Here is a 24801-nt window from a genome sequence, read left to right as displayed (position 1 = left end):
GTTAGCCCCAGAGTGTTTTCAAGGCCTTTTCGGGCCATGTTTTTACATCCAGTCCGTGATGCGCAAAAAGTGCCAGCGCAATGCGCTCAAGGCCGAAACCGACGCAGGCGGTGTGAGCCACATCACCATTGTCGAGGTTCAATCCCCATTTCTGGCCAAAGGCGTCCTGATGGTAATTGAAGCTCATGCAGGCCGTCGGGTTGGTGGCGGATGTGACGGGGATCAACAGTTCGAATTTCAGGTTCTGGTCGCGCTGGTTGTTGGCGAGCATTTTGCCCGCGCGGCCGAAGAAGGGATCGTTGGCCACGTCGATGGTCACATCAAGGCCCACGGCTTCCATCATCGCCACGCCGCGATCCATCCATGTCTGGCGGAATTCGGTCACATCGCTCTCCGTGCCCATGCGCACATATTCCCGCATGCGGAAAAGTTGCTGACGTGCCGGGTCCTTCGAGGGTTCATGGCGGAAACAATAGGACTGGATGTCGTAGAGACCGCCGCCGGAAGGCAATGCGCCGCGCTTGGCGATGGTCGGATAAAGAGGATAGCAAGCGGCCGGCGTCAGCACGATATCGGTTGCTTTCTGGTCCTTTGTCCAGTCGCCGCCCTCATCCATGGATTTGAGAAGGCTGACATGGTCAAGTTCGCAACCGCAGAAGGAATGCACCGTGCCCGCAAGCTGCGGGAAGCTTTTCATGTAACCGCTCTTTTCGAAATAGGCGCGGTTGATGCCGGGCGGAAAGCGGATCGCCTCTGCACTGTCCGGGCCGCCGGTGCGGTCGATCAGGCGTTCGAATGCGGCAATGACATCCTCGAACTGGCCGCTCCGTCCGTAAAGACCATCGACACCCGTTTCAATCAGCAGGCCTTCTTCGAACAGTCGATCGAGAAACGATGTTTGCATATCCATGGTCTTATCCCAAGAGGCTGGTGTCCTGCTTGTGAACCAGCAGGAGATTGGCGGAATTGCCGAGAATACGGTCGTTGGAAATCATCAGGCGCGCGGAATGCGCGTCGCGAAGGTGTCGGCCAAGGCTGTAGGGCGTACCGTTCTTGTAACCCATGATGCCGCAGACCAGCATCGCTTGGTCGATGATCTCCAGAATGGTTTCCGAAGAACAGATCTTCACATTGTTCATGGCAACCGCGAACGCCATGGACATCAGCTTGTCCGGGTCGCTCTTGGTGTCTTCGTAAGCCTTTACGCCCGCAATGACGTTGGATTTGACCACCTGCAATTTGGTGGAAATTTCGGCAATGTGGATAGCGCCTGGCGGTGTGACACCGGGCGACTTGCGTGCAGCCGTCCTGACGAAGGATTGCGCGCGCAGCACCGCATCCGACGCGATGCCATACCACACGGCGCTCCACAGAAGATGCGAGCTTGCAAGCATGGATTGCGCGGCGATTTCCGCAAAGGGTTTTGGGAATATCTGCACCGCCGGCGCCTCGCCGCGGAACAGGAAACCGTCCGAACAGGTGCCGCGCATGCCGAGTGTGTCCCAGACGTGGGTCTTCTCGAGCTTGTACTGATCTTTCAGGAAGACGGTCATCACCTGATCGGCCGGGGCGGCATCCTTGTGGGCGCGCGAGGTGATGAGGATGGCATCCGCATTGCTGCCGTAGGAAATGACGGTGGCGTCCTTCTCCAGCCGGCAGATCTCTCCTTCGACCTCAATCGCGCAGATGGAATTGCGCAGATTGCCGCCGATTCCGCCTTCGGTCGTGGCCGAGGCGAGCAGAAGCTGTTCGCTTGCAATGCGGCTCATGAAACCCGCATGCCATGGGCTTGTCTCGCCGTGTTCCACAAGGCTCGATGCCTTGATGTGGTGCATGGCGAAAATCATCGCGGTTGCCGAACAGGCCTGGCCAAGCCGGGCGCAGATATCGGCGATTTGCTGTATGGATGCGCCTTCGCCACCAAGAGAGGACGGGACCTGAATGCCGAGAAGGCGCTCTTGTCTCAGCGCGTTGACGGCTTCCTCCGGGAAGCGACCGGTGACGTCCACCTCGTCCGCGTGTTTGGCGGCAATTGCTGCGACGCGGCTTGCGCGCGCGGACAGCGTTTCATCCTGCGGCGCAACGGTCACATTCATCAGGCTGCCTCTTTACCATCCAGAATGAGCTTAACGGTGTCTTCAATGGCCTTGATGCTGGCAAAGGACTTGCGGTTCAAGAGGTTGTCGGGGAATTCGATATCGAAAGCTTCCTCGATACCCAGCATCAATTGCACCGAGGCAAAGGAAGAAAGACCTGCTGCATAAAGATCTGCTTCGTTTTCAATCGTATCGACGGGGGTAGGAAGCTGGCCGAATTTTGCCAGTATTTCACGAATAGTCGCATTCATTCCGACTTATCTCCCATGAATTTAACATCAGGATGGTTTGTGCTTATCGTTAATTTGAAAACGATAATATTCGCCTAAACCGTTAGGTTAATTACCACTAACGGCGCTTTTGTTGTTCGTCCACCTTTGCCAGCCATCAGCAGCACCCTTGACAAATGTCGGGCGGTGTTTTCTCTTGTGTCCATTCACCAGGGGTGTCCCGTCAAGGGGCTGAGATTCTGCTTTTATGCGCAGTGACCCGTTGAACCTGATCCAGTTCATACTGGCGTAGGGACGGTGCAAAGACCGAAGGTCGGATTGCGTGTAACTTGCGCTGCCGACGCGTCGGTATTTTCCATCATTCCGGCTCGAACTGGGTCTCCACTGTCAAACTTTGGAGCCTCATGATGAATATCGTTGCCAAGAATATCCCGCTTGTCGTCACAACCGGGCCGCATCCCGCCTCCACGAAAATCCACAAAACCGGAATTTTGCATCCGCATATTCGCGTGCCGATGCGCGAAATCGCCGTCCACCCGACGGCGGGAGAACCGCCGGTCACGGTCTATGATTCCTCAGGCCCCTATACCGATCCATTGCATAACGTTCTGATCGAAAAGGGTCTGCCGCGCCTGCGTCACGACTGGGTTGTAGCGCGCGGCGATGTCGCGGCTTATGACGGTCGGCACGTCAAACCGGAGGATAACGGCTTTGCCACTGGCGAGCGCCTGACGCCTGAATTTGCCGTGCGCCACCAGCCGCTGAGGGCCACGGAAGGAAAAGCCGTAACGCAGCTTGCCTATGCGCGGGCAGGCATCATCACGCCGGAAATGGAGTTCATCGCCATTCGCGAAAATCTGGGGCGCGAAGCGGCGAAGGAGAAGCTGGCTCGTGATGGCGAGAGTTTCGGTGCGCAGATACCCGATTATGTGACGCCAGAGTTCGTCCGTCAGGAAGTCGCATCGGGTCGCGCCATCATCCCGGCCAACATCAATCACCCCGAGCTTGAGCCGATGATCATCGGCCGTAATTTTCTGGTCAAGATCAACGCCAATATCGGCAATTCCGCCGTCACCTCCTCCATGGCCGAAGAGGTGGAGAAGATGGTCTGGGCGATCCGCTGGGGTGCCGATACCGTCATGGACCTTTCGACCGGGCGCAACATCCACAATATCCGCGAATGGATCATCCGCAATTCGCCGGTACCGATCGGCACGGTGCCGCTTTATCAGGCGCTGGAGAAGGTCAACGGCATTGCCGAGGACCTGAACTGGGAAGTGTTCCGCGATACGTTGATCGAACAGGCGGAGCAAGGCGTGGATTATTTCACCATCCATGCCGGTGTTCGGCTGCATTACATTCCGCTTACCGTCAACCGTGTCACCGGTATCGTCTCGCGCGGCGGGTCGATTATGGCCAAGTGGTGTCTGCATCATCACAAGGAAAGCTTCCTCTACGAGCATTTCGACGAGATCTGCGATATCTGCCGTGCCTATGACGTTTCCTTCTCGCTGGGTGACGGGTTGCGGCCCGGTTCGATTGCCGACGCCAACGACGCCGCGCAATTTGCCGAGCTGGAGACGCTCGGTGAGTTGACACAGATCGCATGGGCGAAGGATTGCCAGGTCATGATCGAGGGCCCCGGCCATGTGCCGATGCACAAGATCAAGGAGAACATGGACAAGCAGTTGAAGACCTGCGGTGAGGCGCCCTTTTATACGCTTGGGCCGCTAACGACCGATATCGCCCCCGGTTACGACCACATCACTTCCGGCATCGGGGCAGCGATGATCGGCTGGTTTGGCACGGCGATGCTCTGCTATGTCACGCCGAAGGAACATCTCGGTCTGCCTGATCGTAACGACGTGAAGGTCGGTGTCATCACCTACAAGATCGCGGCTCACGCGGCCGATCTCGCCAAGGGGCATCCGGCGGCACAGGTGCGGGACGATGCGCTGTCGCGTGCAAGGTTCGAGTTCCGTTGGGAAGACCAGTTCAACCTGTCGCTGGATCCGGACACGGCGCGCTCCTTCCATGACGAGACCCTGCCGAAGGAGGCGCACAAGGTCGCGCATTTCTGCTCGATGTGCGGGCCGAAATTCTGCTCGATGCGGATTTCCCACGACATCCGCGCCGAGGCGCAGAAGGAAGGGCTGGAGGCCATGGCCGCGCGCTTCAAGGAAGGTGGCGAGCTTTACATGCCGCTCGCGACCCCGGCAGACGGCCAGTAGCATGCGTGTTCTTGTTAAGGGAACGGGGGTCGCCGGTCTGACGGCGGCCTTCGAACTGGCGCGGCGCGGCGCAACCGTGGAGGTTTCAGAGCGCAATGCTGAAGCCTCGCGCGGCGCATCCTTTTATGCGGGCGGAATGCTGGCGCCCTGGTGCGAGCGTGAAAGTGCGGACGAGGCGGTACTGACGCTCGGCCAGGCGGCTCTCGACTGGTGGGATGAGGCGACCCCCGGCCTTGTCATCAGACACGGAACGCTGGTCGTCGCGCCCGCCCGCGACAAAGCTGAGCTTTCGCGTTTCGCATCCAGAACCGCAGGGTACCGATGGGTGGATGAGGGTGAAATCGCCGCTCTGGAGCCTGACCTTGCCGGGCGGTTCCGCTCCGGGCTTTATTTCGCGGGCGAGGGGCATCTCGATCCGCGCCTTGCGCTCAAATCGCTGCATACGCGGCTTTGCGGCTTGGGCGTGCGGTTTCATATGGGTATTCCGGTGGATGAGCAGCCGTTCGATCGGGTGGTGGATTGCACCGGCGCTGCGGCGGTGGGCGAGATTGCCAATCTTCGCGGCGTGCGGGGAGAAATGCTCTATCTAGCCACGTCAGAGGTTTCCCTGTCGCGCGCCGTCCGGCTCTTACATCCGCGCATTCCGCTTTACATTGTGCCGCGTGAGCCGGGTCGCTTCATGGTGGGGGCCACGATGATCGAGACAGAGGATGCCGGAGCCATTTCAGCGCGCTCGATGATGGAGTTTCTGAACGCCGCCTATGCCGTGCATCCGGCCTTCGGCGAAGCGGAAATCATCGAGACCGGAACGGGCGTGCGCCCCGCCTATCCCGACAATCTGCCGAAAGTTACGCAGGACGGCCGGACCGTCTTCATCAACGGCGCCCACCGGCATGGCTTCCTGCTGTCGCCGGCGATGGCGCGGCAGGCGGCTGAAATCGTCTGCCAAGATATCTCTGGAAAGGAACAGGATCATGAAACTTCTGGTGAATGGCGACGAGCTTGATCTCGCCACCGAGACGCTGGCCGGGTTACTCACCAGCCTCGATTATGAAGGCGAGTGGCTGGCGACGGCGGTCAATGGCGATCTGGTGCATTCGGAAGAGCGCGCCGATTATCGATTGAAGGCGTTCGACCGTGTCGAAATCCTTTCGCCGATGCAGGGAGGTTGAGGCCATGCTGACGCTTTATGGCCGTGAGGTCTCGTCGCGCCTCCTGCTCGGCACGGCGCGTTATCCGTCTCCCGCCGTACTTGCCGATGCAGTGCGGGCCAGCAACACGGATATTCTGACGATTTCGCTGCGTCGGGAAACGGCAGGCGGCAAGAAGGGTGGCCAGTTTTTTGAGCTGATCCGCGAGCTGGATCGTTACATTCTGCCCAATACGGCTGGCTGCCATACCGTGAAGGAAGCGGTGCTAACGGCGAAGATGGCGCGTGAGGTTTTTCACACCAACTGGATCAAGTTGGAGGTCATCGGCCATCACGACACCTTGCAGCCCGATGTGTTTGCGCTCGTCGAAGCGGCGAAAATTCTCTGCGACGATGGTTTCGAAGTCTTTCCGTATACGACTGATGATCTTGTCGTGGCGGAAAAGCTCCTGGATGCGGGTTGCAAGGTGCTGATGCCCTGGTGCGCGCCGATCGGCAGCGCCATGGGGCCGCTTAATCTGATGGCGCTGAAATCCATGCGGGCGCGTTTTCCGGATGTGCCGCTGATCGTCGATGCCGGTATCGGCCGGCCGTCACATGCGGTGACGGTGATGGAGCTTGGTTACGATGCCGTTCTGCTCAACACGGCGGTCGCGGGGGCGGGTGACCCGGTCGGCATGGCGGAAGCTTTCGCCCGCGCCATTGAGGCCGGGCATCAGGCTTTTGTGGCGGGGCCGCTGGAGCCGAGAGATATGGCCATTCCCTCGACACCGGTGATTGGCACGGCGGTATTTTCCTGATTCACCTTTTGCGTTGACAGTGCCCCGTGGCGGCGGGATACCGGGAGAAAAGGGGAACGGCATGGCGGCACGAAATAATCTTCTGACGGATATCAATGGGATTTTGGTCGGCAATGTCACCGATCTTGCACTCGGCTCCGGCGTCACCGCAATCGTTTTCGAAAAACCCGTAATCGCCTCCGGTTCGGTTCTTGGCGGGGCGCCCGGTGGTCGTGATACCGGCCTGCTCGACCCGGCGATGACGGTGGAAACCGTGGATGCCTTCGTACTTTCAGGCGGTTCGGCTTTCGGGCTGGATGCGGCGGGTGGTGTTCAGGCCGGTCTGCGCGAGATCGGGCGTGGCCTGCAAGTCGGTTCCACCCGTGTTCCCATTGTGCCGCAGGCGATCCTCATGGATCTGCTGAATGGTGGCAACAAGGAGTGGGGGCTGCATTCGCCCTATCGCGAGATGGGCTATGCGGCTTTCAGGGCGGCGCGTGCGGAGCCCTTCGGGCTTGGAACAGTCGGCGCGGGAACGGGGGCGACCACCGCCACCTTCAAGGGCGGACTTGGTTCGGCAAGCGCTATCAGTTCCGGCGGTTACAAGGTGGCGGCCATCGTCGCCGTCAATGCGCTTGGCTCGGCAACCGTTGGCAGCAGCCGCCATTTCTGGTCTGCGCCTTTTGAAGAGCAGGGCGAGTTCGGCGACTGCGGTTTTCCTGATCGTTTCGAACCGGATCATACCGCGCTTCGTCTCAAGGGCGTCAACCTCACCGCGACGACCATCGGCGCCGTGGTCACCGATGCCGTCCTTACCAAAGCGCAGGCGCACCGCCTTTCCATCATGGCGCATGACGGGCTGGCGCGCGCCGTGCTGCCCGCCCATCTGCCGAGCGACGGCGACACCATGTTTTCGGCTGCGACCGGTGAGAAGCCGCTTGAGGGCGGCGCTCATTTCGCGGAACTCTGCCATCTCGCTACCATCGTTATGGCGCGCGCAGTGGCGCGCGGTGTTTACGAGGCGACGGCTCTGCCGCAGCTCGGTGCGCAGAAAGCCTATCGCGATCTTCATGGCCGGGGTTTCTAGCCGATGAGCAATATACATCAGCCACTGAAGCCCGTTCTCCGCATCGATTTTCCGCCCGGAGATCGTCTCGGCCATGGTAAGATCGAGTTGATGGAGCTGATTGTCGAGACCGGTTCGATCTCGGCCGCCGGGCGAGCGATGGACATGTCCTATCGCCGTGCATGGCTGCTTGCGGATGCGCTGAACCATATGTTCAGGCAGCCGGTGATCGAGTCCCAGCGGGGCGGCAAGCAGGGTGGTGGGGCTGCGCTGACCGCATTCGGTGCCGAATTGCTTGAACGTTATCGCAGCATGGAAAAGCGGATGGATGAGGCCCTGCGCAAGGATATCGACTGGCTTGAGGCCAACCGCAATCCTGATGCCGCCATCACTAATACGGATCGAGAGCCGCCGACTTTATGATCGCATGTACCGGTTTCCCGGGTTCCAGCTGGAGACGTTCGCGCGACAGATCGGTGATACGCGACTGGATAATATCGCCGCCGCAATCCACCTGAACGGTTACCATGCCATCTTCGCTGGTCGAGATGCCGGCAATATGGCCTTCGAGGATGTTAAGTGCGCTCAGGCCTTCGGGTTTTGCCGTGGCAAGCATGACGTCACGCGCCGGTATCAGCACGCGTGCCGGGGTGCGGGGTGTTCCTCTTTTTGCTGGAACCTGCAGGAGCGACGAGCAGAGCCTTACGGCAGCAAGCCCGTGCCTTTCATCGAAGCTTTCGATGTGTCCCGAAAGGATGCTGCCCGCTTCTCGTCGCTCAAGATGTGCGCTAAAATCCGACCGTGACAGCACGTCGGCCGCTTTTCCCTGTACCTCCACCTTGCCGTCCTTCATAACAACTATGCGGTCGGCAAGGCGGGCGACTTCCTGGATGGAGTGGCTGACATAGACGATCGGGATTTTCGTCTCGTCGCGCAGCCGTTCCAGATAAGGGATGATCTCGGCCTTTCGTTCCTCGTCCAGTGAGGCGAGAGGTTCGTCCATCAACAGTAGTCTGGGCGATGACAGGAGTGCGCGGCCGATGGCGACCCGCTGTTTTTCACCGCCGGAAAGCTTGTTCGGACGACGCTGGAGAAGATGGCCGATGCCAAGCATATCGATAATGCGGTTTTCATTCGCCCGCTCAGATTTTTCCGTAGCGAACCATTTGCCGTAGTTCAGGTTCTGGGCAACGCTGAGATGAGGAAACAGCCGCGCTTCCTGAAAAACATAACCAAAATGGCGCCTGTGCGCCGGCAGGAACAGGCGCTTTCCGCTATCGGCCAGCACTTCGCCATCGAGCGATACCTGACCACTATCTGGCCGCAGCAGACCTGCGATGATGCGGATCATCGACGTCTTACCGGAGCCAGAGCGTCCGAAAAGCGCTGTAACGCCGCCATCAGAGGTGAATGACGCGTTGAGTTCGAAGGAGCCGAGGCGGTGGCGGGTGGAGACAGAAAGCGTCATTCCATGCTCACCCGTTTGCCGATGATGCGGGCCAGAAACTCCGAGACGAGCAAGGCCAACATGGAAATCACGACGGAAACGATGGTCAGCCGCAATGCGCCTGCATCGCCGCCCGGAACCTGCGTGAAAGTGTAGATGGCAGCGGACAGCGTCTGGGTTTCGCCGGGAATATTGGAAACGAAGGTGATGGTCGCGCCGAATTCGCCCATGGCCTTGGCGAAAGCGAGGATCATGCCCGCGATGATGCCGGGCAGGATCAGGGGAAGCGTGACGGTGAGGAACACCCATAGGGGGCTTGCACCCAGGGTTCCGGCCGCCTCTTCCAGCTTGCTGTCCACCGCTTCGATGGAGAGGCGGATGGAGCGCACCATCAGCGGAAACGCCATGACGGCGCATGCGAGCGCCGCCCCCGTCCAGCGAAAGGAAAAGACGATGCCGAACCAGCTGTCAAGAAACTGGCCGATGGCGCCTCTGCGGCCGAAGAGGACGAGCAGCAGAAAGCCGGTGACGACGGGCGGCAGAATGAGCGGCAGGTGGACGATGCCGTTGAGCAGCGACTTGCCCCAGAAGCGCCCGCGCGCCAGCGCGACGGCAACCGCAATGCCGAAGGGCAGGCTGGCGAACATGGCGATGGAGGACACCCACAGGCTGAGCCTGATCGCCGTCCATTCTTCAGGGCTGAGTGTCCACCAATGCAAAGCCATATCCTACAATCGTCATCTCTCGCGGTCCCATACGGGATGGGACCGCGAAACGCATTTTATTTCAAAACGGTAAAGCCTTGCTTTTCGAAGAAGAGCGTAGCCTTGGCGGACTTCAGGAAATCGAGATAGGATTTTGCCGCCGGAGATTTTGCTTCCGAGAGAATGGCGACGGGGTAGATGATCGGCGGATGGCTGTCTTCCGGGAAGGTGCCGACGATCTTCACGCCCGGATCAGCGGCCGCATCGGTCTGGTAGACGATGCCATAGGGCGCTTCGCCGCGCGACACGAGCAGCAGCGCTGCGCGCACGCTTTCCGCGCCGGCGACTTTCTTTTCCACGGATGACCAGACGCCGAGCTTTTCCAGCGCAGCCTTGCCGTATTTACCCGCCGGAACGGAATCGACCGCGCCCATGGCCAGTCGGCCATCGCCCACCAGTCCGGCGAGATCGAAGTCCTTTTTGATATCGACCGGCTTGGCCTTGTCGGCCGGGGCGACGAGAACGATGCGGTTGCCAAGAAGACTGGAGCGGCTTTCGACGTCGATCAGCTTCTTTTCGGCAACATAATCCATCCAGGCGAGGTCGGCGGAAATGAAGATATCCGCCGGTGCACCCTGCTCGATCTGTTTGGCGAGTGCGGAGCTTGCGGCATAGGACACGGTCGCTTCATTGCCGCTTTCCTTCGCCCATTCGGCATTGATCGCATCAAGTGCGTTTTTCATGCTCGCGGCAGCAAACACCGTGACTTTTTCGGCGGCATGGGCGGGAACCACCGCAAAGGATGCCGCCACCCAGAAGGATGTTGCTGCGGCGATGGTTTTGAAGAAGGTGCGGCGTAAGAGTCTCATGGTGTGTTCCCCCGGTTCGAGATATCCTGATGAATATATCGATAGGCCTATAGGGCAATCATTATATTTTCAAGAATATATCGATGCCGTTTAAAAAAGCCGCCACGACCGGCGGCTTTCGGCCTGGTTGATCAGAAGCGTTCACCGGCGAAATGAGCGATCTGTGCGCCCGCCTCGTAATAGGCTTCCTTCACTGCCCGGAAGGCCTGCGCTTTTGGTTCGGTCACGGGAAGAGGCAGGTCGTTTTCGGCGATATCACCGAGAATATGTTGCGCAATCACCTTGCCGAAGGCAGTACCGGGTGCGATGCCGCGGCCATTATAACCGGAAAAACCGACGACATTTTCCGCGAATTTATGGAAACGCGGCACGGCATTGTCCGTCATGCCGATCTGGCCGTACCATTCGCATTCGAATTCCGTCTCTCCCAGTTGCGGGAAAAGCCGCTTCAGCGATCGTTTGGCCCATGCCCGGTGAATGGCGGCACCCGTGCTGCGCAAGGCGCCGACGCTGCCGAAGACCAGCCGACCCGCTTTGTCCATGCGGAACGAGGAGAGGATTTCCTTTGTATCCCAGCAACCTTCTCGGTTCGGCAGGATACTCTTTTGCAGATTGTCGCTAAGCGGTCTGGTCGCGAAGTTGAAGTAGGGCAGGTAGGTCTGTTCGTCGCGGACGATCTGCCACGGCCCGGTGCTGTAGGCTTCGGTGGCGACGACGATCCAGTTGGCGGTCACCGATCCCTGCAGTGTTTTTACCACCCATTTTCCGCCGCTGCGTTCGGTCGACACGACGGGGCTGGCGGTGTGCAGCCGTGCTCCTGCCTTTTGCGCGGTGGCAGCCAGACCACGAACATAGGCAAGCGGCTGAAGCGTGCCGGCGCGCGTATCGAAAAGTGCGCCGGAATAGGCGGTGCTGCCGGTGTGTCTTGCCGTGTCATTGGCATCGAGAAGGCGGACGGGAGCGCCCCTGGCTGCCCATTGTTCGCAGCGCTCGCGAATTTCGGCGAGCCCTTTTTCACCGACGGCGCAATGCAATGTGCCATTCTTTTCGATCTCGCAGGGAATCGCGTGTTTTTCCACCAATTCGCGCACCAGCAACGGCGCATCACCCAGAAGGCTGAGAAGCCGTTCCCCGTAGGTTTCGCCCAGCACGCCGGGCAACTCCCTCGGCATGACCCACATGCCGCCGTTGATGAGACCGACATTGCGGCCGGCGCCGCCGAAGCCGATTTCCCTGGCTTCGAGAAGAACGACATCCATGCCCTTTTCAGCAAGATGAAGGGCGGCGGATTGTCCGGTGAAGCCGCCACCGACAATCACCACATCGGCAACCGCCTCGCCTTGCAGAGCAGGCGTTGCGGGCGGCTGCGGCGCGGTCTTTTCCCAGAGGCCGTGCGAGCGGGGATCATTATACATCGTTCCACCATTTTCCGGGCGAGTTCATTTGTTTTCCGTATGAGTGACAAGCCCTTGTTTATGAGACTTTACAAGCGGCCTCACCTGTTGAATATCGACATATCGTCAAGAGTTCATTCCGTGAGGGAATATGGTTCTGCCGCCTCGGCGCTTCTTACCGTCGCTTTCACTTCTTGCGGCCTTTGAAGCCGCCTCGCGCACCGGCAGCGTGACCGCGGCTGCGAGAGAACTCGGGCTTACTCAAGGCGCGGTCAGCCGGCAGATCCTCGCGCTTGAGGAGCAACTTGGCGTGGCGCTGTTTCTGCGCGAGCGGCAGACAATCCGGCTCACCCGGGCCGGGGAGGGTTATGCGCGGGAAATCCGGGAGGCCCTGCGGCGAATATCGACCGCGTCGCTCAATCTGCGCGCCAATCCGGATGGCGGCACGCTCAATCTCAGTGTTTTGCCAAGCTTTGGTACGCGCTGGCTGGTGCCGCGTCTTCCCGATTTCATTGCCCGACATCCGGGCGTTTCGGTCAATCTTCTTACGCGTTCGTCGCTGTTCGATTTCCGCACCGATACAGTCGATGCAGCGATTCATTTTGGTTTGCCGCATTGGCCGGGTACCGAACTCGTTTTTCTGATGCATGAAACAGTCATTCCGGTGTGCAGTCCCGCTTTCAGGGAGCGCTACGGGCTTTCACAGCCGGGCGATCTGCTGCATGTGCCGCTGCTGCACATGACGACCCGGCCGGATGCCTGGGAACAATGGTTTCGCAGCCATGATGTGGTTTTCGACAATGTGCATGGCATGCTTTTCGATCAGTTCACGACGATTGCCGAGGCGGCGAGCGCCGGGGTCGGGGCATCGCTCATTCCGTCCTTCATGATCGGGGAGGAGTTGCGAAGCGGCCGGCTTGTCGCGGCGGTTACCGGCGAGGTGGAGAGCGAAGAGGCCTATTATCTCGCCTGCATGCCCGATCGCGCCGGTTACGCTCCGCTCGAAAGTTTTCGAAGCTGGATCGTTTCTCAGGCCGCGATCGGGGCTGGTAGCAGCGGATGAGACTTTTCTGCCTAAACCGGCAGGCGGTCTTGCAAGACCGGCGCGGCTAAGCCAATAGTGCGCCATGACGCATGGCGAAGAGCCACGCACCACAAGTTCCAATACGGGAGATGTCCGTGAAGCCCATTTTTGTCCAGCTTCAATGCGAGCCCGGCAAGACCTATGATGTCGCCGATGCCATCTATAAAACGGAGCTGGTTTCCGAGCTTTATTCCACCAGCGGCGAATATGATCTGATGCTGAAGATCTATCTTCCGCAGGAAGAGGATATCGGCAAGTTCATCAACCAGAACATCGTCAATATTCCAGGCATCGTCCGCTCGTTGACGACGCTGACCTTTACCGCGTTCTGACGCGCGTCTGGGCGGCGAGAGAGTCTTTTCAGCCCTGGGATCTGGGCTGGCTGGATTCCTGTGACAAGCACAGAAACCAGGAGAGGTGGGAGCTCTAGGAGCGCGTGGCTTTTGCACTCCAATCCGGATTTGAAAAAGCTATTTCACCTTAGTGCAGGGCGTATTGATACACCCCGTCGTGGTTTATGACAGACCAGTGGACGAATTGTCAGGCAATAGAAAAGCGCGCCATCGACCCGGTATTCTGGATCCGATATTGGGCGCGCTTTGGTTTTGAAAGGTCCGTGAGCGGGTGATGGGTTTCCCGCATCAGGCCGCGGCCAGGTTCCGGCTGCGCACGAGATTGCGAATTGCAATCCGCACATCGTCGGCGCTGTCGAACTTCTGTTCGTCCAGGTCATGGACGTGGAACTTCACCGCGATGAACTTCAGCCGGTCGTTGTCCGGTATTACGATGCCGACGGGTTCGCCAGCGAATTCAATAACTTGCTTTTGCATAGGTATACTCCCGCTGTGGCTCATTAACACAGCATGTTGTCGAACTGATTTTCAGAAAATTGAGACCGTCAGGTCACATTCGACAGCAGCGGGAACACGTGGATTTAAATCCAGCATTCCAGGACTCAAGACCAAGGATTGCGTTGATGCGAATATATTTTGACATGACACACTCCCTGTATTGGTGTTGATCCGGAATCAGGAGACTCGCTCTCCAGTTCCACACTGATAATCCAGACCACCATTAAAATCAATGCTGATTGTTATAGGTAGAATATTTTTCTTTATGATGACAGGAGGGGGGCGGAAATGTGAAATTTTTGTTTTCGTTCGACGCCGCTTTGAAAAGCCCGGCACGGCGGGCTTTTTATGCTTTTTTAATCGTCGCCGGATGACGGCGGCGGGTAAATATGATCGTTTCCGTTGAAGTCCGAGACGGAGTAGCAGCCTTCGCGGGTTTTTTCGGCCGCATTCGGGCCGATCGTGGCCTTGCCGTGACCGCCCGGAATGTCGAGGACGTAGGTCGGCTGGCAAAGACCGGAGACATGCCCGCGCAAGGCGGAAACGATCGCTGACCTTCTTCTATCGTCAGCCGGAAATGGCTGGTGCCGGGCGCAAGGTCGGGGTGGTGCAGGTAGTAAGGCTTGATACGGTTCTCGACAAAGGCGCGCATCAGTTCGGCGAGAATTGCCGAATCATCGTTGATGCCCTTCAAAAGCACGGTCTGGCTGACCATGGCGATGCCGGCATCGATCAGCCGCGCGCAAGCACTTCTGGCTGCTTGCCCAAGTTCGCGTGCGTGGTTGGCGTGCAGGGCCACATAGGTGGTTTTGCCGCTGGCCTTCAATGCCTCGATCAGCGGCCCGTCGATTCGTTCGGGATCGACGACCGGTACACGGGTGTGGAAGCGAACGATCTTGACGTGCGGTACGTCTTTCAGCCGCGTCATCAGGTCGGATAATCGCCGCGCCGAGAGTACCAGCGGATCGCCGCCGGTGAGGATGACCTCCCAGATGGCCGGGTTGGCTTTTATATAGTCGAATGCGGCGTCCAGCTCTTCCGGGCTCATCATGCCGTTGCCCTGCGGCCCGACCATTTCGCGGCGGAAACAGAAACGGCAATAGACGGGGCAGACATGCACCGCCTTCAAAAGCACCCGGTCCGGATAACGGTGGACGATGCCATGGACGGGACTATGTGCACCGTCGCCGATCGGATCGTCCCGTTCTTCGGGAAGGTGGACGAGTTCGGCTAGGTCCGGCACGAATTGCCGCGCGATGGGGTCCTGCGGATCGCGGCTGTCCATCAGATCGGCCATTGTCGATGTGATGGCTAACGCGTAACGCTGCGTCACCGCGCGCACGTCCTCGAGCGCCTCGGTCTTGATCAACCCCGCCTCAACAAGTGCTTCGGGTGTCTTGATGGTTTCAAGCCTTGTCATCGTCCGTATTCCGCGACGGGTGCCCACATGACCAGATCGATTCGGGGCGCGCCGGTTGCCAGCATCACCAGTCGGTCGAAACCGAGTGCTATGCCGCTTGCCGGCGGCATGATCGCCAGCGCCGCCAGAAAATCCTCGTCCAAAGGATAGGTCTCGCCGTAAACCCGCTGCTTCTCAACCATCTCCATTTCGAAACGCCGTCTCTGCTCAGCAGCGTCTGTCAATTCGCCAAAGGCATTGGCAAGTTCCACGCCACACGCATAAAGCTCGAACCGTTCCGCCACCCGCGCATCCCCAGGCGATTTGCGGGCAAGCGCAGCCTCGCTTGTGGGGTATTCATCGAGAATGGTGGCGCGGCCGAAGCCCAGTTCTGGTTCCACCCGCTCTACGATAACGCGGCTGAACATATCCGCCCAGGTGTCGTCCTTAGCCACACGAATTCCGGCATTGGTTAGGCTTGCGGAAAGGTGCCGGCTATCCGTCTCGCCGTTTCGGTCAATCGTCGCCAGAAGATCAATTCCCGCATAGCGATCGAAGGCTTCCGCGACGCTCAGACGTTCCGGTTCGAGGAACGGATCGACGCTGCGGCCACGATAGGTGAAATTGTTTGTTTTGGCGGTTTCTGCCGCCAGCGCCAGAAGATTGGCGCTGTCCTTCATCAGGATCTCGTAGGTTTCTCCGACCCTATACCATTCCAGCATCGTGAATTCTGGGTGGTGCAGGGGGCCTCTTTCCCGGTTTCGATAAACATGGGCGAAACAGAAAATGCGTTCTTCACCGGCCGCGAGCAATTTCTTGCAGGCGAATTCGGGCGAGGTGTGGAGATAAAGCGGGGCGGCGTCGCCGGCTGGCGTCAGTCCCCGGGTGGCGAAGGCATGCAGATGTGCCTCGTTGCCGGGAGAAATCTGCAATGTGGCGGTGTCGACCTCTAGAAAGTCCGCGCGCGCGAAATAGCTGCGAAATTTCGACTGGATCGCGTTGCGTCCGAGCAGGAAGGCGCGGCGGTCGGCATGGACGTCGGGCGTCCACCAGGGCGACATTGTCTCGTTGCTTGAGCCCATCTCTTTTTTCTTTTCCGTCTTACCTGCTGGCCTTGTTACGGATAAACGGCCCGCAAAACGCCTGATCGCATCATTTAAAGCAATTCCGGGCGGAAAACCGCTAGGCACTCTTCCGCGAATTGCTGTAGAAGGCTGGCAATTCGCGCGGATTTAAGGTAGTTGCGCCCCAGAAAAAAGACAAAACGTCTGCCGGGCCGGTGCTATCGCGCAGTCCTTTACGACGCATTTCATCGAGTTACAAGGAAGTCATATGGTCAAGGTTATCGCCTCATCCGTCCGCAAGGGCAATGTTCTCGACGTGGACGGCAAGCTCTACGTTGTTCTCACCGCGCAGAACTTTCACCCGGGCAAGGGCACGCCGGTCACGCAGGTTGACATGCGCCGCATCGTTGACGGCGTGAAGGTTTCCGAGCGCTGGCGCACGACCGAACAGGTTGAGCGTGCTTTCGTCGAAGACCTGAACTTCCAGTTCCTTTATGAAGATGGCGAAGGCTTCCACTTCATGAACCCGGCAAACTACGATCAGGTCGTTGTCGATGTCGAGACGATGGGCGACCAGAAGGCCTATCTGCAGGAAGGCATGACCTGCGTTCTTTCCATTCACGAAGGCAATCCGCTGGCTGTCGAACTGCCGCGCCACGTCACGCTGGAAATCGTCGAAACGGAACCGGTTGTGAAGGGCCAGACGGCTTCTTCTTCCTACAAGCCGGCAATTCTTTCCAACGGCATCCGCACCATGGTGCCGCCGCACATCGACGCCGGTATCCGCGTGGTCATCGCGACGGAAGACAATTCCTACGTCGAGCGCGCCAAGAACTGAGCCTGACGGCAGGTTAAACAAAAAGCACCGGGCGACCGGTGCTTTTTTGTGTCTGGAATACAAAAAAAGCCCGCGTCTCGACGCGGGCTTTTCATTTGCCTTGAGGCGTTTCTTACATGCCCTTTGCAGCGGCCACGGTTGGGCCGGCGGACTTCTTCGGGACAGGCTGGCCAACGGCATAACCGCCACCGAGAGCCACGTTGAGCGAGACATAATCCTGCGCGGTCGTCTGGATCGCCGTTGCAAGGTTTGCCTGCGCATCGGAGACCGACCGCTGGGCATCCAGAACGTCGAGCAGAGACGAAGCACCGTCACGATAGCTGGCTGTCGAGAGCTGCAGCGCTTCCTGGTAGGATGAGACAGTCTTTCTCAGCGCGTCGACGGTACGCTGGTCGCGATTGATGGCGGCCAGGGCGTTTTCGACTTCTTCAACCGCGTTGAGAACGGTTGCCTTCCAGACGAGATATTGCTCGCGTGCTTGCGAGTTCGCGATGTCGACATTGGCGCGCAGTCTGCCACCATCGAGGATCGGGAGAGTGAGGCTCGGACCGAAGGACCAGCTATTGGCCGTTCCCCTGCCGCCGCCACTCAGGAAATTGTAGCTCGGGGTGATCGCGCCACCAAGCTCGATGCTTGGATAAAGCTGTGCCTCGGTTACACCGATCGTGGCGACCGCAGCGGCGAGATTGCGTTCAGCGACGCGGATGTCCGGACGGTTGCGGATCAGGTCGGCCGGGATGCCGGTGCGGGGAACTGCGCGCGCAACAGGCTGGCGTGCGCCCTTCTGCAGCTCGGCGATGAGCGACGAGGCCGGCATGCCGAGCAGGGTCGCGATGCGGTGGGCTGACTTGCGGAAGCTGGTTTCGAGGCCGGGTATCTGCGACAGCGTTGAATTGACCAGACCTTCGGACTGGACGACATCGAGACGCGAGGCCGCACCCGCTTCGAGCTGCAGCTTCGTCAGATCGAGCGTTTCGCGGCGTGAACTCAGGTTCTGGCGGGCAATCGCCAGGCGCTCCTGATAATAGCGCACGTCGATATAGGCCGCGGCGACTGAGGAAATCAGCGTCAGGCGCTGAACGTCGACGGTGGAGTACGCGGCGTCGAGCGAAGCATCGGCGCTTTCCGTTGCCCGGCGATAGCGACCGAAAAGGTCGAGGAACCAGGAAACGCTAAGGCTGCCGTTGGACACGTTGGTGACGGGAACGTCACGGTAGCTGCCCTTGGTCTCGCTGGTCGTGTGGCTGCCACTGCCAGTCAGGCTCGGCAGGCCGCCGGCGCCGTCCACGATCACCTGGGCCTGCGCCTGATTGATGCGCTCGATTGCCTGCATCACGGTGAGGTTCTGCGCAAGGCCAGTGGAGACATAACCGTTCAGGCGGTTGTCGTTAAAGGCCGTCCACCATGCAACGCTGCTGATGTCGCCATTACTGGTTTTTCCGGCTTCCGCGAACTTTCCCGGCAATTGAATTTCCGGCGTCTTGTGGTCGGGTCCGACAACGCAGCCCGAAAGCAGTAGCATTGTCAGGGGAATAGTAGCGCGAATAGACAGCATATAATTTTCCCAATTCTCTGGTTGGCTTACCAAGCGCGGCTTGCTGACAAATGGGCTGCGCGGTCGATATGCCCTAGAAACGTGCGTTTGCCAAATCGGCCATATTTCTAGCAGCGTATTAACGGTTGGCACAGCCCATTTTTGTTTTGTTAACGCCTTGAAAGGCGACGAATGATGACGAAAAAGGACGGAACGAAGAAAATTCCGAGCAGTGTTGCAGAAAGCATACCACCCAGCACCCCGATACCGATTGCATTTTGCGCGGCAGAACCCGCTCCGGTTGCGATGGCGAGAGGCACGACGCCGAGGATGAAGGCGAGCGACGTCATGATGATCGGACGCAGGCGCAGCTTCGCCGCCTCCAGTGCCGCCTCCACCAGACTTAACCCGTGCTCCTGCCTCTCCTTGGCGAATTCAACGATCAGGATCGCGTTTTTCGCGGCAAGGCCGATGGTCGTCAGCAGGCCCACCTTGAAGTAGACGTCGTTTGTCTGGCCGAAGAAATGGGCCGCAGTCAAAGCGCCGAGGACACCCACCGGGACAGCCAGAATGACCGAGAACGGGATCGACCAGCTTTCATAAAGGGCAGCCAGGCAAAGGAACACGATGAGAACCGACAGCGCGTACAGCATGGGCGCCTGCGAGCCGGAAAGGCGTTCCTGATAGGAGATGCCCTGCCATGCCACGGTGTAACCGCCTGGCATGCTTGCCGTCAGACGTTCCATCTCGTCCATGGCTTCGCCGGAAGCAACGCCTGCGCCGGCGGTGCCTTCAAGCGAGATCGCGCCCGTACCGTTGTAGCGTGCCAGTGACGGCGGCGCGTTGATCCACTTCACCTCGCTGAAAGAGGAGAAAGGTACCATTTCGCCGCTGGTGTTGCGGGCATACCAGAACTTCAGGTCGTCCGGCTGCATGCGATAGGGTGCATCGCCCTGAACATAGACCGGCTTGAGCTCACCGTTCAGGGTGAAGTCGTTGACATCCCGGCCGGCAAAGATCGTCGACAGCATCAGGTTCACGGAGGAAAGATCGACGCCCATGGCCCCCATCTTTTCCTGATCGAGAATGATCTTCATCTGCGTTTCGTTGTCCTGGCTGTCGCTTCGCAGAGAGCTGATCTTTGGATTGCTTGTTGCAAGCGCAATCAGGTCCTTGGAGGTTGCGGTCAGAGCATCGGTGCCGTTGCGGCCGCTATCCACGAGATACATGGAGAAACCGCTCGACGTGCCCATGCCCTGAATTGCCGGCGGCAAAGGCGGGAATACCTGTGCATCGCGGAAGCCGAAGAACGTACCCATCGCCCGCTGCACAATGGCGGCGGCGTGTTGATCGGGTGCGGTTCGCTCGGAAAAGTCCTTGAGCTTGGTGAAGACGATCGCGTTGTTCTGACCCGAACCGCTGAAGCTGAATCCAAGCACGCCGAAAACCGATTCCACATTGGCTGCTTCTTTTTCACGGAAGTAGCTTTCGACCTGTTTTACCACCTCGTTGGTGCGTTCGATGTTCGAACCGGTCGGTGTCTGGATGATCGTCAGCAGCACGCCCTGATCTTCCTGTGGGAGGAAGGAGCTTGGCAGTTTGGTGAAGAACCAGGCGCAGCCGCCGACGACGATCAGGAAAAGAATCGTCACGCGCAGGGGCCGTTTCAGCAGATAGCCGATCGACGAAACATAGCCGTCCGTCGTCTTGCCGAAGCCGCGGTTGAACCAGGCACCCGGTCCACGCTGCTTTTTGGTATGGTCGATGGGCTTCAGCATTGTTGCGCACAGCGCCGGCGTCAGAACGATGGCGACCACCGCCGAAAGCAGCATGGCCGAAACGATCGTGATCGAGAACTGGCGATAGATGATACCAGTCGATCCGCCAAAGAAGGCCATGGGAATAAACACGGCGGTCAGGACGAGCGCGATGCCGATGATGGCGCCGGTTATCTCGCCCATCGATTTTTCCGTCGCCTCGACCGGCGACAGGCCCTCTTCCGACATGATGCGCTCGACGTTTTCAACAACGACGATGGCATCATCCACGAGAAGGCCGATCGCCAGAACCATGGCGAACATGGTCAGCGTGTTGATAGAATATCCGGTGACTGCGAGGATGCCGAACGTGCCGAGGAGCACGACGGGCACGGCGATCATCGGAATGAAGGTGGCGCGCAGGTTTTGCAGGAAGACCAGCAGCACGACGAAGACGAGAATGATTGCCTCGATCAGCGTATGCACCACTTTCTCGATCGACAGCTTCACGAAGGGTGTCGTGTCGTAGGGATATTCGATCGAGACGCCTGCAGGCAGCGAGCCCTCAACGGCGGTAAGTGCGGACTTGACACGTGCTGCAGTGTCGAGCGCGTTGGCGCCCGTGGCGAGGTTGACCGCGAAACCGGCGGAAGGACGGCCGTTGGAGCGGGAATCACCGCCATAGGTTTCCTGGCCGATTTCGATGCGGGCCACGTCGCTCAGGCGAACGGTTGCGCCGTCCTTCTCAACCTTCAAGATGACCGATTCGAAATCGGCGACGGTGGTGAGCTGGCTCTGCGCCGTCACCGTCACATTGAGCTGTTGGCCCTGGACGGCGGGAACGGCACCGAGGGAGCCGACCGAAACCTGGGTGTTCTGGCTTTCGATGGCGCCGGTGACGTCAGCCGTGGTCAGCTGGTATTTGTTGAGCTTGAACGGGTCGAGCCAGATGCGCATCGCATATTCGGAACCGAAGACGTTGATGCTGCCCACGCCTTCAAGGCGCTTGATCTGATCTTCAACGCGCGAGGAGAACACGTCGCCGAGATCGGCCGAATTGCGCTTGCCGTCCGTCGAGATCAGCGCACCCACCATCAGAATGCTCGATGTGGAGCGGCTGACCTGAATACCGCGCTGCTGCACGGTGTCGGGCAATTGCGACTGCACGAGCTGCAGCTTGTTCTGCACCTGAACCTGCGCGATGTCAGGCAGGATGCTGTTGCCGAAGGTCAGTGTCACTTCGGCGCTGCCGGTCGAGGAAGACGAGGTCATATAGGTGAGGTCGTCGAGGCCGGTCATGCCGTCCTCAATGATGGTCGTCACCGATTTTTCGACCGTCTCCGCGCTAGCGCCATTATAGGTTGCGCTGACGCGGACCGTCGTCGGGGCAATATCGGGATATTGCGAGATGGAGAGCGTCACAATTGCCAGAGCGCCGCCCAGCATGATGACGATGGCGATAACCCATGCAAAAACGGGGCGCCTGATAAAGAAATGGGCCATGGCAGTCCTGCCTTACCTTTTACGAGCTTCGACCGAGGGTTTCGTGCTCATGTTTATTTCGAGGGGGCGGCGGCAGGCGGAGCTTGCTGCGGCAGAACGACGATACCGCGATCGTCGATGGTCACTTCCACGGGCGCGACCGTCGCGCCGTCGGCAATCCACTGGAAGCCGTCAACGATGAGTTTGTCGCCATCCTTGACGTTTTCCGTCACCAGCCAGGCATTGCCCGACTGCTGGCTGGACGGGAAGGTGCGCGTTTCCACCTTGTTTTCCGCGGTAACAAATTTTGCGGTCAGTTCGCCATTGGCGTTCCGGCTCGCTGCGCGCTGCGGGATGCGGAAACCCGTTTCCTTACCGATGGTCAGCGTTGCGCGAACATAGGTGCCGGGAAGCAGAAGATCGTCCGGGTTATCGAAGAGAGCACGGATGGAGAAGGTGCCCGTGGTTTCGCTCACCGCCATGTCCGACATGTCGATCTTGCCGTCATGCTTGTATTCGGTGCCGTCTTCCAGCGTCAGGTGAATGCCGGTTTCCTTGGTATCGCCGCCGAGCTGGCCCGACGAGATCGCCTTTTTCAGACGCAGAAGATTGATGCTGGATTCCATCAGATCGATGTAGATCGGATCGATGCGGCGCAGCGTCGTCAAAGCCGTCGTCTGGTTTGCCGTCACCACGTTGCCGATGCTGAAAGCGGTTGCGCTGGTGATGCCGTCGAAAGGCGCGCGGACCTTGGTGAGATCGAGATTGATCTCAGCCGTTTCCAGCGCAGCCTTGGTCTGGGCCACGTCGGCTTCGGCCTGAAGCAGCGTCACCTTGGCGTTTTCATATTCGATCTGCGTTGCGCCGCTGTTGACCAGCCGCTCGTAGCGGGCAAGGTTCGCCTGGGCGCTCGGAACGCTTGCTTCGGCTTTCGCCACGCTTGCCTTGGCCTGTGCCACTTCTGCCAGATAGGTGTTGTCTTCAATCTGGTAGAGAATGTCACCCTGCTTGACCTCGCTGCCTTCCTTGAAGGGAATGTCGCGGATGATGCCAGTGACGCGCGGGCGGATTTCAGCCGTCTGGAACGCGCTTGCGCGGCCGGGAAGAACGGTGGTCAGGGGATATTCGCTCGTCTTCATCACAATGATGCTGACCGGAGACGGGGGACGCGCGGCGCCCTGGCCGGCGGTCTGGCTGCTTTCGCCGCCATCGCTGCATCCCGCGAGAACTGCGGTCATGCACAGAGAAGCAAATAGGGGTAAAATACGTCGGCTCATTGTTCTTCCCTGCGTATCGGTCGCATTCAACTATAAGCGCAGTGTCGCTCGGCGGATGCTGGTCCGGGTGCAGGGACGATGGGTGAAGGCCCTATGGGGACCTTCTTCGTTCAATCTGCTCGGACCGCCATTCGCATAGAAGCGCAGGCTTTCACGCTTCGCAAGCAATTGCGAGAAGGTGACGTAAGTTGAGAATCGTCACTTAGCAAGCGGATTGCGCAATCCTGCCTCGATTAAATCAACCAGTTGATCGCAACGTGTTGCTAAATTGCCGATATCTTCCCGTGCGATTAGGACGGGATGGATGACGCTAGCGAGTGCGTGGAGAACGGTTTCCGCCAGAGGCGGGATGTCGGCGGGGGCGTAAATTCCCTTATCCACGCCATCGCGAATAATGTCGGCCATCAGGTTTGCTATGACGGATTTGTAATAGTCACCGCACTTCATGTCCTGCTTGGCCGTCATCAAGATCATTTCGAATATATAGGGATTTTCGTTGAGGTTCTGATGGTGTTGTTCCATCAGGGTGCGGGCGAGATGGCGCAGCCTTGAAACTGGTGCATGACTTTTATCGAGCGGGTGGATTTCCCGCTCAAATGCACCGATCTGCTCAAACCCGATGGCATCGACGAGCGCATTCTTCGAATTGAAGTTCTTGAAGACGTTCGCGGGCGACATGCCGAGTGCTGCGGCGATATCGGCAATCGCCACTGCATTGAACCCGCGCTCGCGAAAAAGTTCTTCGGCTTTGGCAAGAATGTCCCGCCGCGTCTCTTCGGCGGAACGGCGAGGCCGGCGCTTGACAGGAACGTCGTTCTTCCTGTCACCCTTTCTCGCCTGTTCGATCGTTTTGCTCAAGGTCAGACTCCGGGGAAAAATTGCTCCAGGTTCCGGCGTACTCTTGCCAGCGGCGTCTCACCGCTATCGTCGGGAACGAAGCTTTGTCCGGTGATGCGTTCGTATGCATCAATATATACCCTTGACGTCTGCAATACGAGTTCCTGCGGAATTTCCGGAACGTCGTCCTTATAGGGATCGCAGCGTTCGGCAACCCAGGCTCTCACGAAATCCTTGTCGAAGCTTGCCGGCCGTGCGCCGTTGCGGAAGCTCTCTTCATAGGTTTCAGCCATCCAGTAGCGGCTGCTGTCAGGCGTGTGGATTTCGTCGGCCAGAATGATCGTGCCGTTTTCATCGGTGCCGAATTCGTATTTCGTATCGACGAGGATGAGGCCCTGCTTTGCGGCAATCTCCTGTCCGCGCTTGAACAGTGCGAGCGCGTAACGGGAAAGCGTGTCCCATTGCTCCTGCGTCAGAAGTTTCTTCTCCACGATCTCGGCCGGCGTCAACGGCTCGTCGTGACCACCATCGAAGGCCTTGCTCGTCGGCGTGATCACCGGCTCGGGCAAGATCTGGTTGTCCTTCATCCCGTCCGGCAGGCTCATGCCGTACATCTGTCTCTGGCCCTTCTTATAAAGGGTCAGGATCGATGTGCCGGTGGTGCCGGCCAGATAACCGCGAACCACCACTTCGACCGGCAATATTTCAAGCC

Annotated in this window: 23 protein-coding genes, 1 pseudogene and 1 riboswitch (1 of these 25 only partly in view); of the genes and pseudogenes, 9 read left to right on the top strand and 15 right to left on the bottom strand. The window is 58.9% G+C overall.

Annotated features, from left to right (window positions below):
- Window position 1: 1 nt before the first annotated feature.
- Genes RBH71_RS25010 through RBH71_RS25000 form a run of 3 tightly spaced genes read right to left on the bottom strand, consistent with a single transcriptional unit; the run spans window position 2 to window position 2347 of the window.
- Window positions 2–910 carry an amino acid--[acyl-carrier-protein] ligase gene (locus RBH71_RS25010; RefSeq protein WP_003516814.1) on the bottom strand — a complete coding sequence of 303 codons (909 nt, stop codon included), beginning with the start codon at window positions 908–910 and terminating at the stop codon, window positions 2–4.
- A gap of 4 nt (window positions 911–914) precedes the next feature.
- A complete protein-coding gene (locus tag RBH71_RS25005; RefSeq protein ID WP_003516817.1) occupies window positions 915–2096 on the bottom strand; it encodes an acyl-CoA dehydrogenase family protein in 1182 nt (393 codons plus the stop codon).
- Complete coding sequence (locus RBH71_RS25000) at window positions 2096–2347, bottom strand: acyl carrier protein (protein ID WP_003492279.1); 252 nt, start codon at window positions 2345–2347, stop codon at window positions 2096–2098. The genes RBH71_RS25005 and RBH71_RS25000 overlap by 1 nt, the downstream gene beginning before the upstream one ends.
- Window positions 2348–2527: 180 nt before the next feature.
- Window positions 2528–2639: riboswitch (TPP riboswitch) on the top strand.
- Window positions 2640–2733: 94 nt separating this feature from the next.
- On the opposite strand from RBH71_RS25000, the gene thiC reads away from it, so the two are divergent.
- The 6 genes from thiC to RBH71_RS24970 all read left to right on the top strand — a co-directional run bounded on the left by thiC (window position 2734) and on the right by RBH71_RS24970 (window position 7975).
- On the top strand, window positions 2734–4557 hold the full coding sequence (gene thiC, locus RBH71_RS24995; protein WP_003516819.1) for a phosphomethylpyrimidine synthase ThiC: 1824 nt from the start codon (window positions 2734–2736) through the stop codon (window positions 4555–4557).
- Window position 4558: 1 nt separating this feature from the next.
- On the top strand, window positions 4559–5563 hold the full coding sequence (gene thiO, locus RBH71_RS24990; protein WP_003516821.1) for a glycine oxidase ThiO: 1005 nt from the start codon (window positions 4559–4561) through the stop codon (window positions 5561–5563).
- Window positions 5532–5729, top strand: a complete 198-nt coding sequence (thiS, locus tag RBH71_RS24985; protein ID WP_003516823.1) for a sulfur carrier protein ThiS — start codon at window positions 5532–5534, stop codon at window positions 5727–5729. Before thiO ends, thiS begins: the two co-directional genes overlap by 32 nt.
- Window positions 5730–5733: 4 nt before the next feature.
- The gene (locus tag RBH71_RS24980) at window positions 5734–6507 is read left to right on the top strand and encodes a thiazole synthase (protein ID WP_003516825.1); all 774 of its coding nucleotides are present in this window, start codon (window positions 5734–5736) and stop codon (window positions 6505–6507) included.
- Window positions 6508–6568: 61 nt separating this feature from the next.
- A complete protein-coding gene (locus RBH71_RS24975) occupies window positions 6569–7573 on the top strand; it encodes a P1 family peptidase (protein ID WP_003516827.1) in 1005 nt (334 codons plus the stop codon).
- A gap of 3 nt (window positions 7574–7576) precedes the next feature.
- The gene (locus tag RBH71_RS24970; RefSeq protein ID WP_003516830.1) at window positions 7577–7975 is read left to right on the top strand and encodes a winged helix-turn-helix domain-containing protein; all 399 of its coding nucleotides are present in this window, start codon (window positions 7577–7579) and stop codon (window positions 7973–7975) included.
- Here the strand turns inward: RBH71_RS24970 and modC are convergent.
- The 4 genes from modC to RBH71_RS24950 form a co-directional block, all read right to left on the bottom strand.
- Window positions 7944–9020 (bottom strand): molybdenum ABC transporter ATP-binding protein, encoded by a 1077-nt coding sequence (gene modC / locus RBH71_RS24965; protein ID WP_111800707.1) that lies wholly within the window; start codon window positions 9018–9020, stop codon window positions 7944–7946. The genes RBH71_RS24970 and modC overlap by 32 nt on opposite strands.
- Window positions 9017–9724, bottom strand: coding sequence for a molybdate ABC transporter permease subunit (modB, locus tag RBH71_RS24960; protein ID WP_003516834.1), 708 nt, complete (start codon window positions 9722–9724; stop codon window positions 9017–9019). The genes modC and modB overlap by 4 nt, the downstream gene beginning before the upstream one ends.
- A 56-nt stretch (window positions 9725–9780) precedes the next feature.
- A complete protein-coding gene (modA, locus tag RBH71_RS24955; RefSeq protein ID WP_003516836.1) occupies window positions 9781–10572 on the bottom strand; it encodes a molybdate ABC transporter substrate-binding protein in 792 nt (263 codons plus the stop codon).
- A gap of 131 nt (window positions 10573–10703) precedes the next feature.
- On the bottom strand, window positions 10704–11987 hold the full coding sequence (locus tag RBH71_RS24950; protein WP_003516838.1) for an NAD(P)/FAD-dependent oxidoreductase: 1284 nt from the start codon (window positions 11985–11987) through the stop codon (window positions 10704–10706).
- 130 nt (window positions 11988–12117) lie between these two features.
- On the opposite strand from RBH71_RS24950, the gene RBH71_RS24945 reads away from it, so the two are divergent.
- Window positions 12118–13029: a LysR family transcriptional regulator gene (locus RBH71_RS24945; protein WP_003516840.1), complete on the top strand. Its 912-nt coding sequence runs from the start codon at window positions 12118–12120 to the stop codon at window positions 13027–13029.
- Between the two features lie 116 nt (window positions 13030–13145).
- Window positions 13146–13382: an Lrp/AsnC ligand binding domain-containing protein gene (locus RBH71_RS24940; RefSeq protein ID WP_003516842.1), complete on the top strand. Its 237-nt coding sequence runs from the start codon at window positions 13146–13148 to the stop codon at window positions 13380–13382.
- 309 nt (window positions 13383–13691) lie between these two features.
- Here RBH71_RS24940 and RBH71_RS24935 read toward each other — a convergent pair whose 3' ends face one another.
- The 3 genes and pseudogenes from RBH71_RS24935 to epmA form a co-directional block, all read right to left on the bottom strand.
- The gene (locus RBH71_RS24935; RefSeq protein ID WP_003516843.1) at window positions 13692–13880 is read right to left on the bottom strand and encodes a hypothetical protein; all 189 of its coding nucleotides are present in this window, start codon (window positions 13878–13880) and stop codon (window positions 13692–13694) included.
- 377 nt (window positions 13881–14257) lie between these two features.
- Window positions 14258–15321, bottom strand: a pseudogene (locus RBH71_RS24930) (lysine-2,3-aminomutase-like protein).
- Window positions 15318–16382, bottom strand: coding sequence for an EF-P lysine aminoacylase EpmA (gene epmA / locus RBH71_RS24925; RefSeq protein ID WP_003516847.1), 1065 nt, complete (start codon window positions 16380–16382; stop codon window positions 15318–15320). Before epmA ends, RBH71_RS24930 begins: the two are co-directional and overlap by 4 nt.
- Window positions 16383–16632: 250 nt before the next feature.
- On the opposite strand from epmA, the gene efp reads away from it, so the two are divergent.
- Window positions 16633–17202: an elongation factor P gene (gene efp, locus RBH71_RS24920; protein ID WP_003516849.1), complete on the top strand. Its 570-nt coding sequence runs from the start codon at window positions 16633–16635 to the stop codon at window positions 17200–17202.
- Window positions 17203–17314: 112 nt separating this feature from the next.
- Here efp and RBH71_RS24915 read toward each other — a convergent pair whose 3' ends face one another.
- From RBH71_RS24915 to RBH71_RS24895, 5 genes are all read right to left on the bottom strand, one after another.
- Window positions 17315–18757: an efflux transporter outer membrane subunit gene (locus RBH71_RS24915; protein ID WP_003516851.1), complete on the bottom strand. Its 1443-nt coding sequence runs from the start codon at window positions 18755–18757 to the stop codon at window positions 17315–17317.
- A 149-nt stretch (window positions 18758–18906) separates the two neighbouring features.
- Window positions 18907–21996, bottom strand: a complete 3090-nt coding sequence (locus tag RBH71_RS24910) for an efflux RND transporter permease subunit (RefSeq protein ID WP_323687540.1) — start codon at window positions 21994–21996, stop codon at window positions 18907–18909.
- Between the two features lie 53 nt (window positions 21997–22049).
- A complete protein-coding gene (locus RBH71_RS24905) occupies window positions 22050–23252 on the bottom strand; it encodes an efflux RND transporter periplasmic adaptor subunit (protein ID WP_003516855.1) in 1203 nt (400 codons plus the stop codon).
- A 198-nt stretch (window positions 23253–23450) separates the two neighbouring features.
- On the bottom strand, window positions 23451–24110 hold the full coding sequence (locus RBH71_RS24900) for a TetR family transcriptional regulator (RefSeq protein ID WP_003516857.1): 660 nt from the start codon (window positions 24108–24110) through the stop codon (window positions 23451–23453).
- A gap of 2 nt (window positions 24111–24112) precedes the next feature.
- Window positions 24113–24801: the 3' portion of a phosphoribosylaminoimidazolesuccinocarboxamide synthase gene (locus RBH71_RS24895; protein ID WP_003516858.1), read on the bottom strand. 262 nt of this gene lie beyond the right edge of the window; only the last 689 of its 951 coding nucleotides appear in the window; its start codon lies beyond the right edge, outside the window; it ends in the stop codon at window positions 24113–24115.

The organism is Rhizobium sp. AN68, from assembly GCF_030758035.1.
GTDB lineage: Bacteria > Pseudomonadota > Alphaproteobacteria > Rhizobiales > Rhizobiaceae > Agrobacterium > Agrobacterium tumefaciens.
This window is presented reverse-complemented; position numbering and strand designations above follow the sequence as displayed.

Coding starts and splice junctions, on each gene's coding strand:
- RBH71_RS25010 (WP_003516814.1), bottom strand. CDS start 910: ATGGATATGCAAACATCGTTTCTCGATCGACTGTTCGAAGAAGGCCTG.
- RBH71_RS25005 (WP_003516817.1), bottom strand. CDS start 2,096: ATGAATGTGACCGTTGCGCCGCAGGATGAAACGCTGTCCGCGCGCGCA.
- RBH71_RS25000 (WP_003492279.1), bottom strand. CDS start 2,347: ATGAATGCGACTATTCGTGAAATACTGGCAAAATTCGGCCAGCTTCCT.
- thiC (WP_003516819.1), top strand. CDS start 2,734: ATGAATATCGTTGCCAAGAATATCCCGCTTGTCGTCACAACCGGGCCG.
- thiO (WP_003516821.1), top strand. CDS start 4,559: ATGCGTGTTCTTGTTAAGGGAACGGGGGTCGCCGGTCTGACGGCGGCC.
- thiS (WP_003516823.1), top strand. CDS start 5,532: ATGAAACTTCTGGTGAATGGCGACGAGCTTGATCTCGCCACCGAGACG.
- RBH71_RS24980 (WP_003516825.1), top strand. CDS start 5,734: ATGCTGACGCTTTATGGCCGTGAGGTCTCGTCGCGCCTCCTGCTCGGC.
- RBH71_RS24975 (WP_003516827.1), top strand. CDS start 6,569: ATGGCGGCACGAAATAATCTTCTGACGGATATCAATGGGATTTTGGTC.
- RBH71_RS24970 (WP_003516830.1), top strand. CDS start 7,577: ATGAGCAATATACATCAGCCACTGAAGCCCGTTCTCCGCATCGATTTT.
- modC (WP_111800707.1), bottom strand. CDS start 9,020: ATGACGCTTTCTGTCTCCACCCGCCACCGCCTCGGCTCCTTCGAACTC.
- modB (WP_003516834.1), bottom strand. CDS start 9,724: ATGGCTTTGCATTGGTGGACACTCAGCCCTGAAGAATGGACGGCGATC.
- modA (WP_003516836.1), bottom strand. CDS start 10,572: ATGAGACTCTTACGCCGCACCTTCTTCAAAACCATCGCCGCAGCAACA.
- RBH71_RS24950 (WP_003516838.1), bottom strand. CDS start 11,987: ATGTATAATGATCCCCGCTCGCACGGCCTCTGGGAAAAGACCGCGCCG.
- RBH71_RS24945 (WP_003516840.1), top strand. CDS start 12,118: ATGGTTCTGCCGCCTCGGCGCTTCTTACCGTCGCTTTCACTTCTTGCG.
- RBH71_RS24935 (WP_003516843.1), bottom strand. CDS start 13,880: ATGCAAAAGCAAGTTATTGAATTCGCTGGCGAACCCGTCGGCATCGTA.
- epmA (WP_003516847.1), bottom strand. CDS start 16,382: ATGGGCTCAAGCAACGAGACAATGTCGCCCTGGTGGACGCCCGACGTC.
- efp (WP_003516849.1), top strand. CDS start 16,633: ATGGTCAAGGTTATCGCCTCATCCGTCCGCAAGGGCAATGTTCTCGAC.
- RBH71_RS24915 (WP_003516851.1), bottom strand. CDS start 18,757: ATGCTGTCTATTCGCGCTACTATTCCCCTGACAATGCTACTGCTTTCG.
- RBH71_RS24910 (WP_323687540.1), bottom strand. CDS start 21,996: ATGGCCCATTTCTTTATCAGGCGCCCCGTTTTTGCATGGGTTATCGCC.
- RBH71_RS24905 (WP_003516855.1), bottom strand. CDS start 23,252: ATGAGCCGACGTATTTTACCCCTATTTGCTTCTCTGTGCATGACCGCA.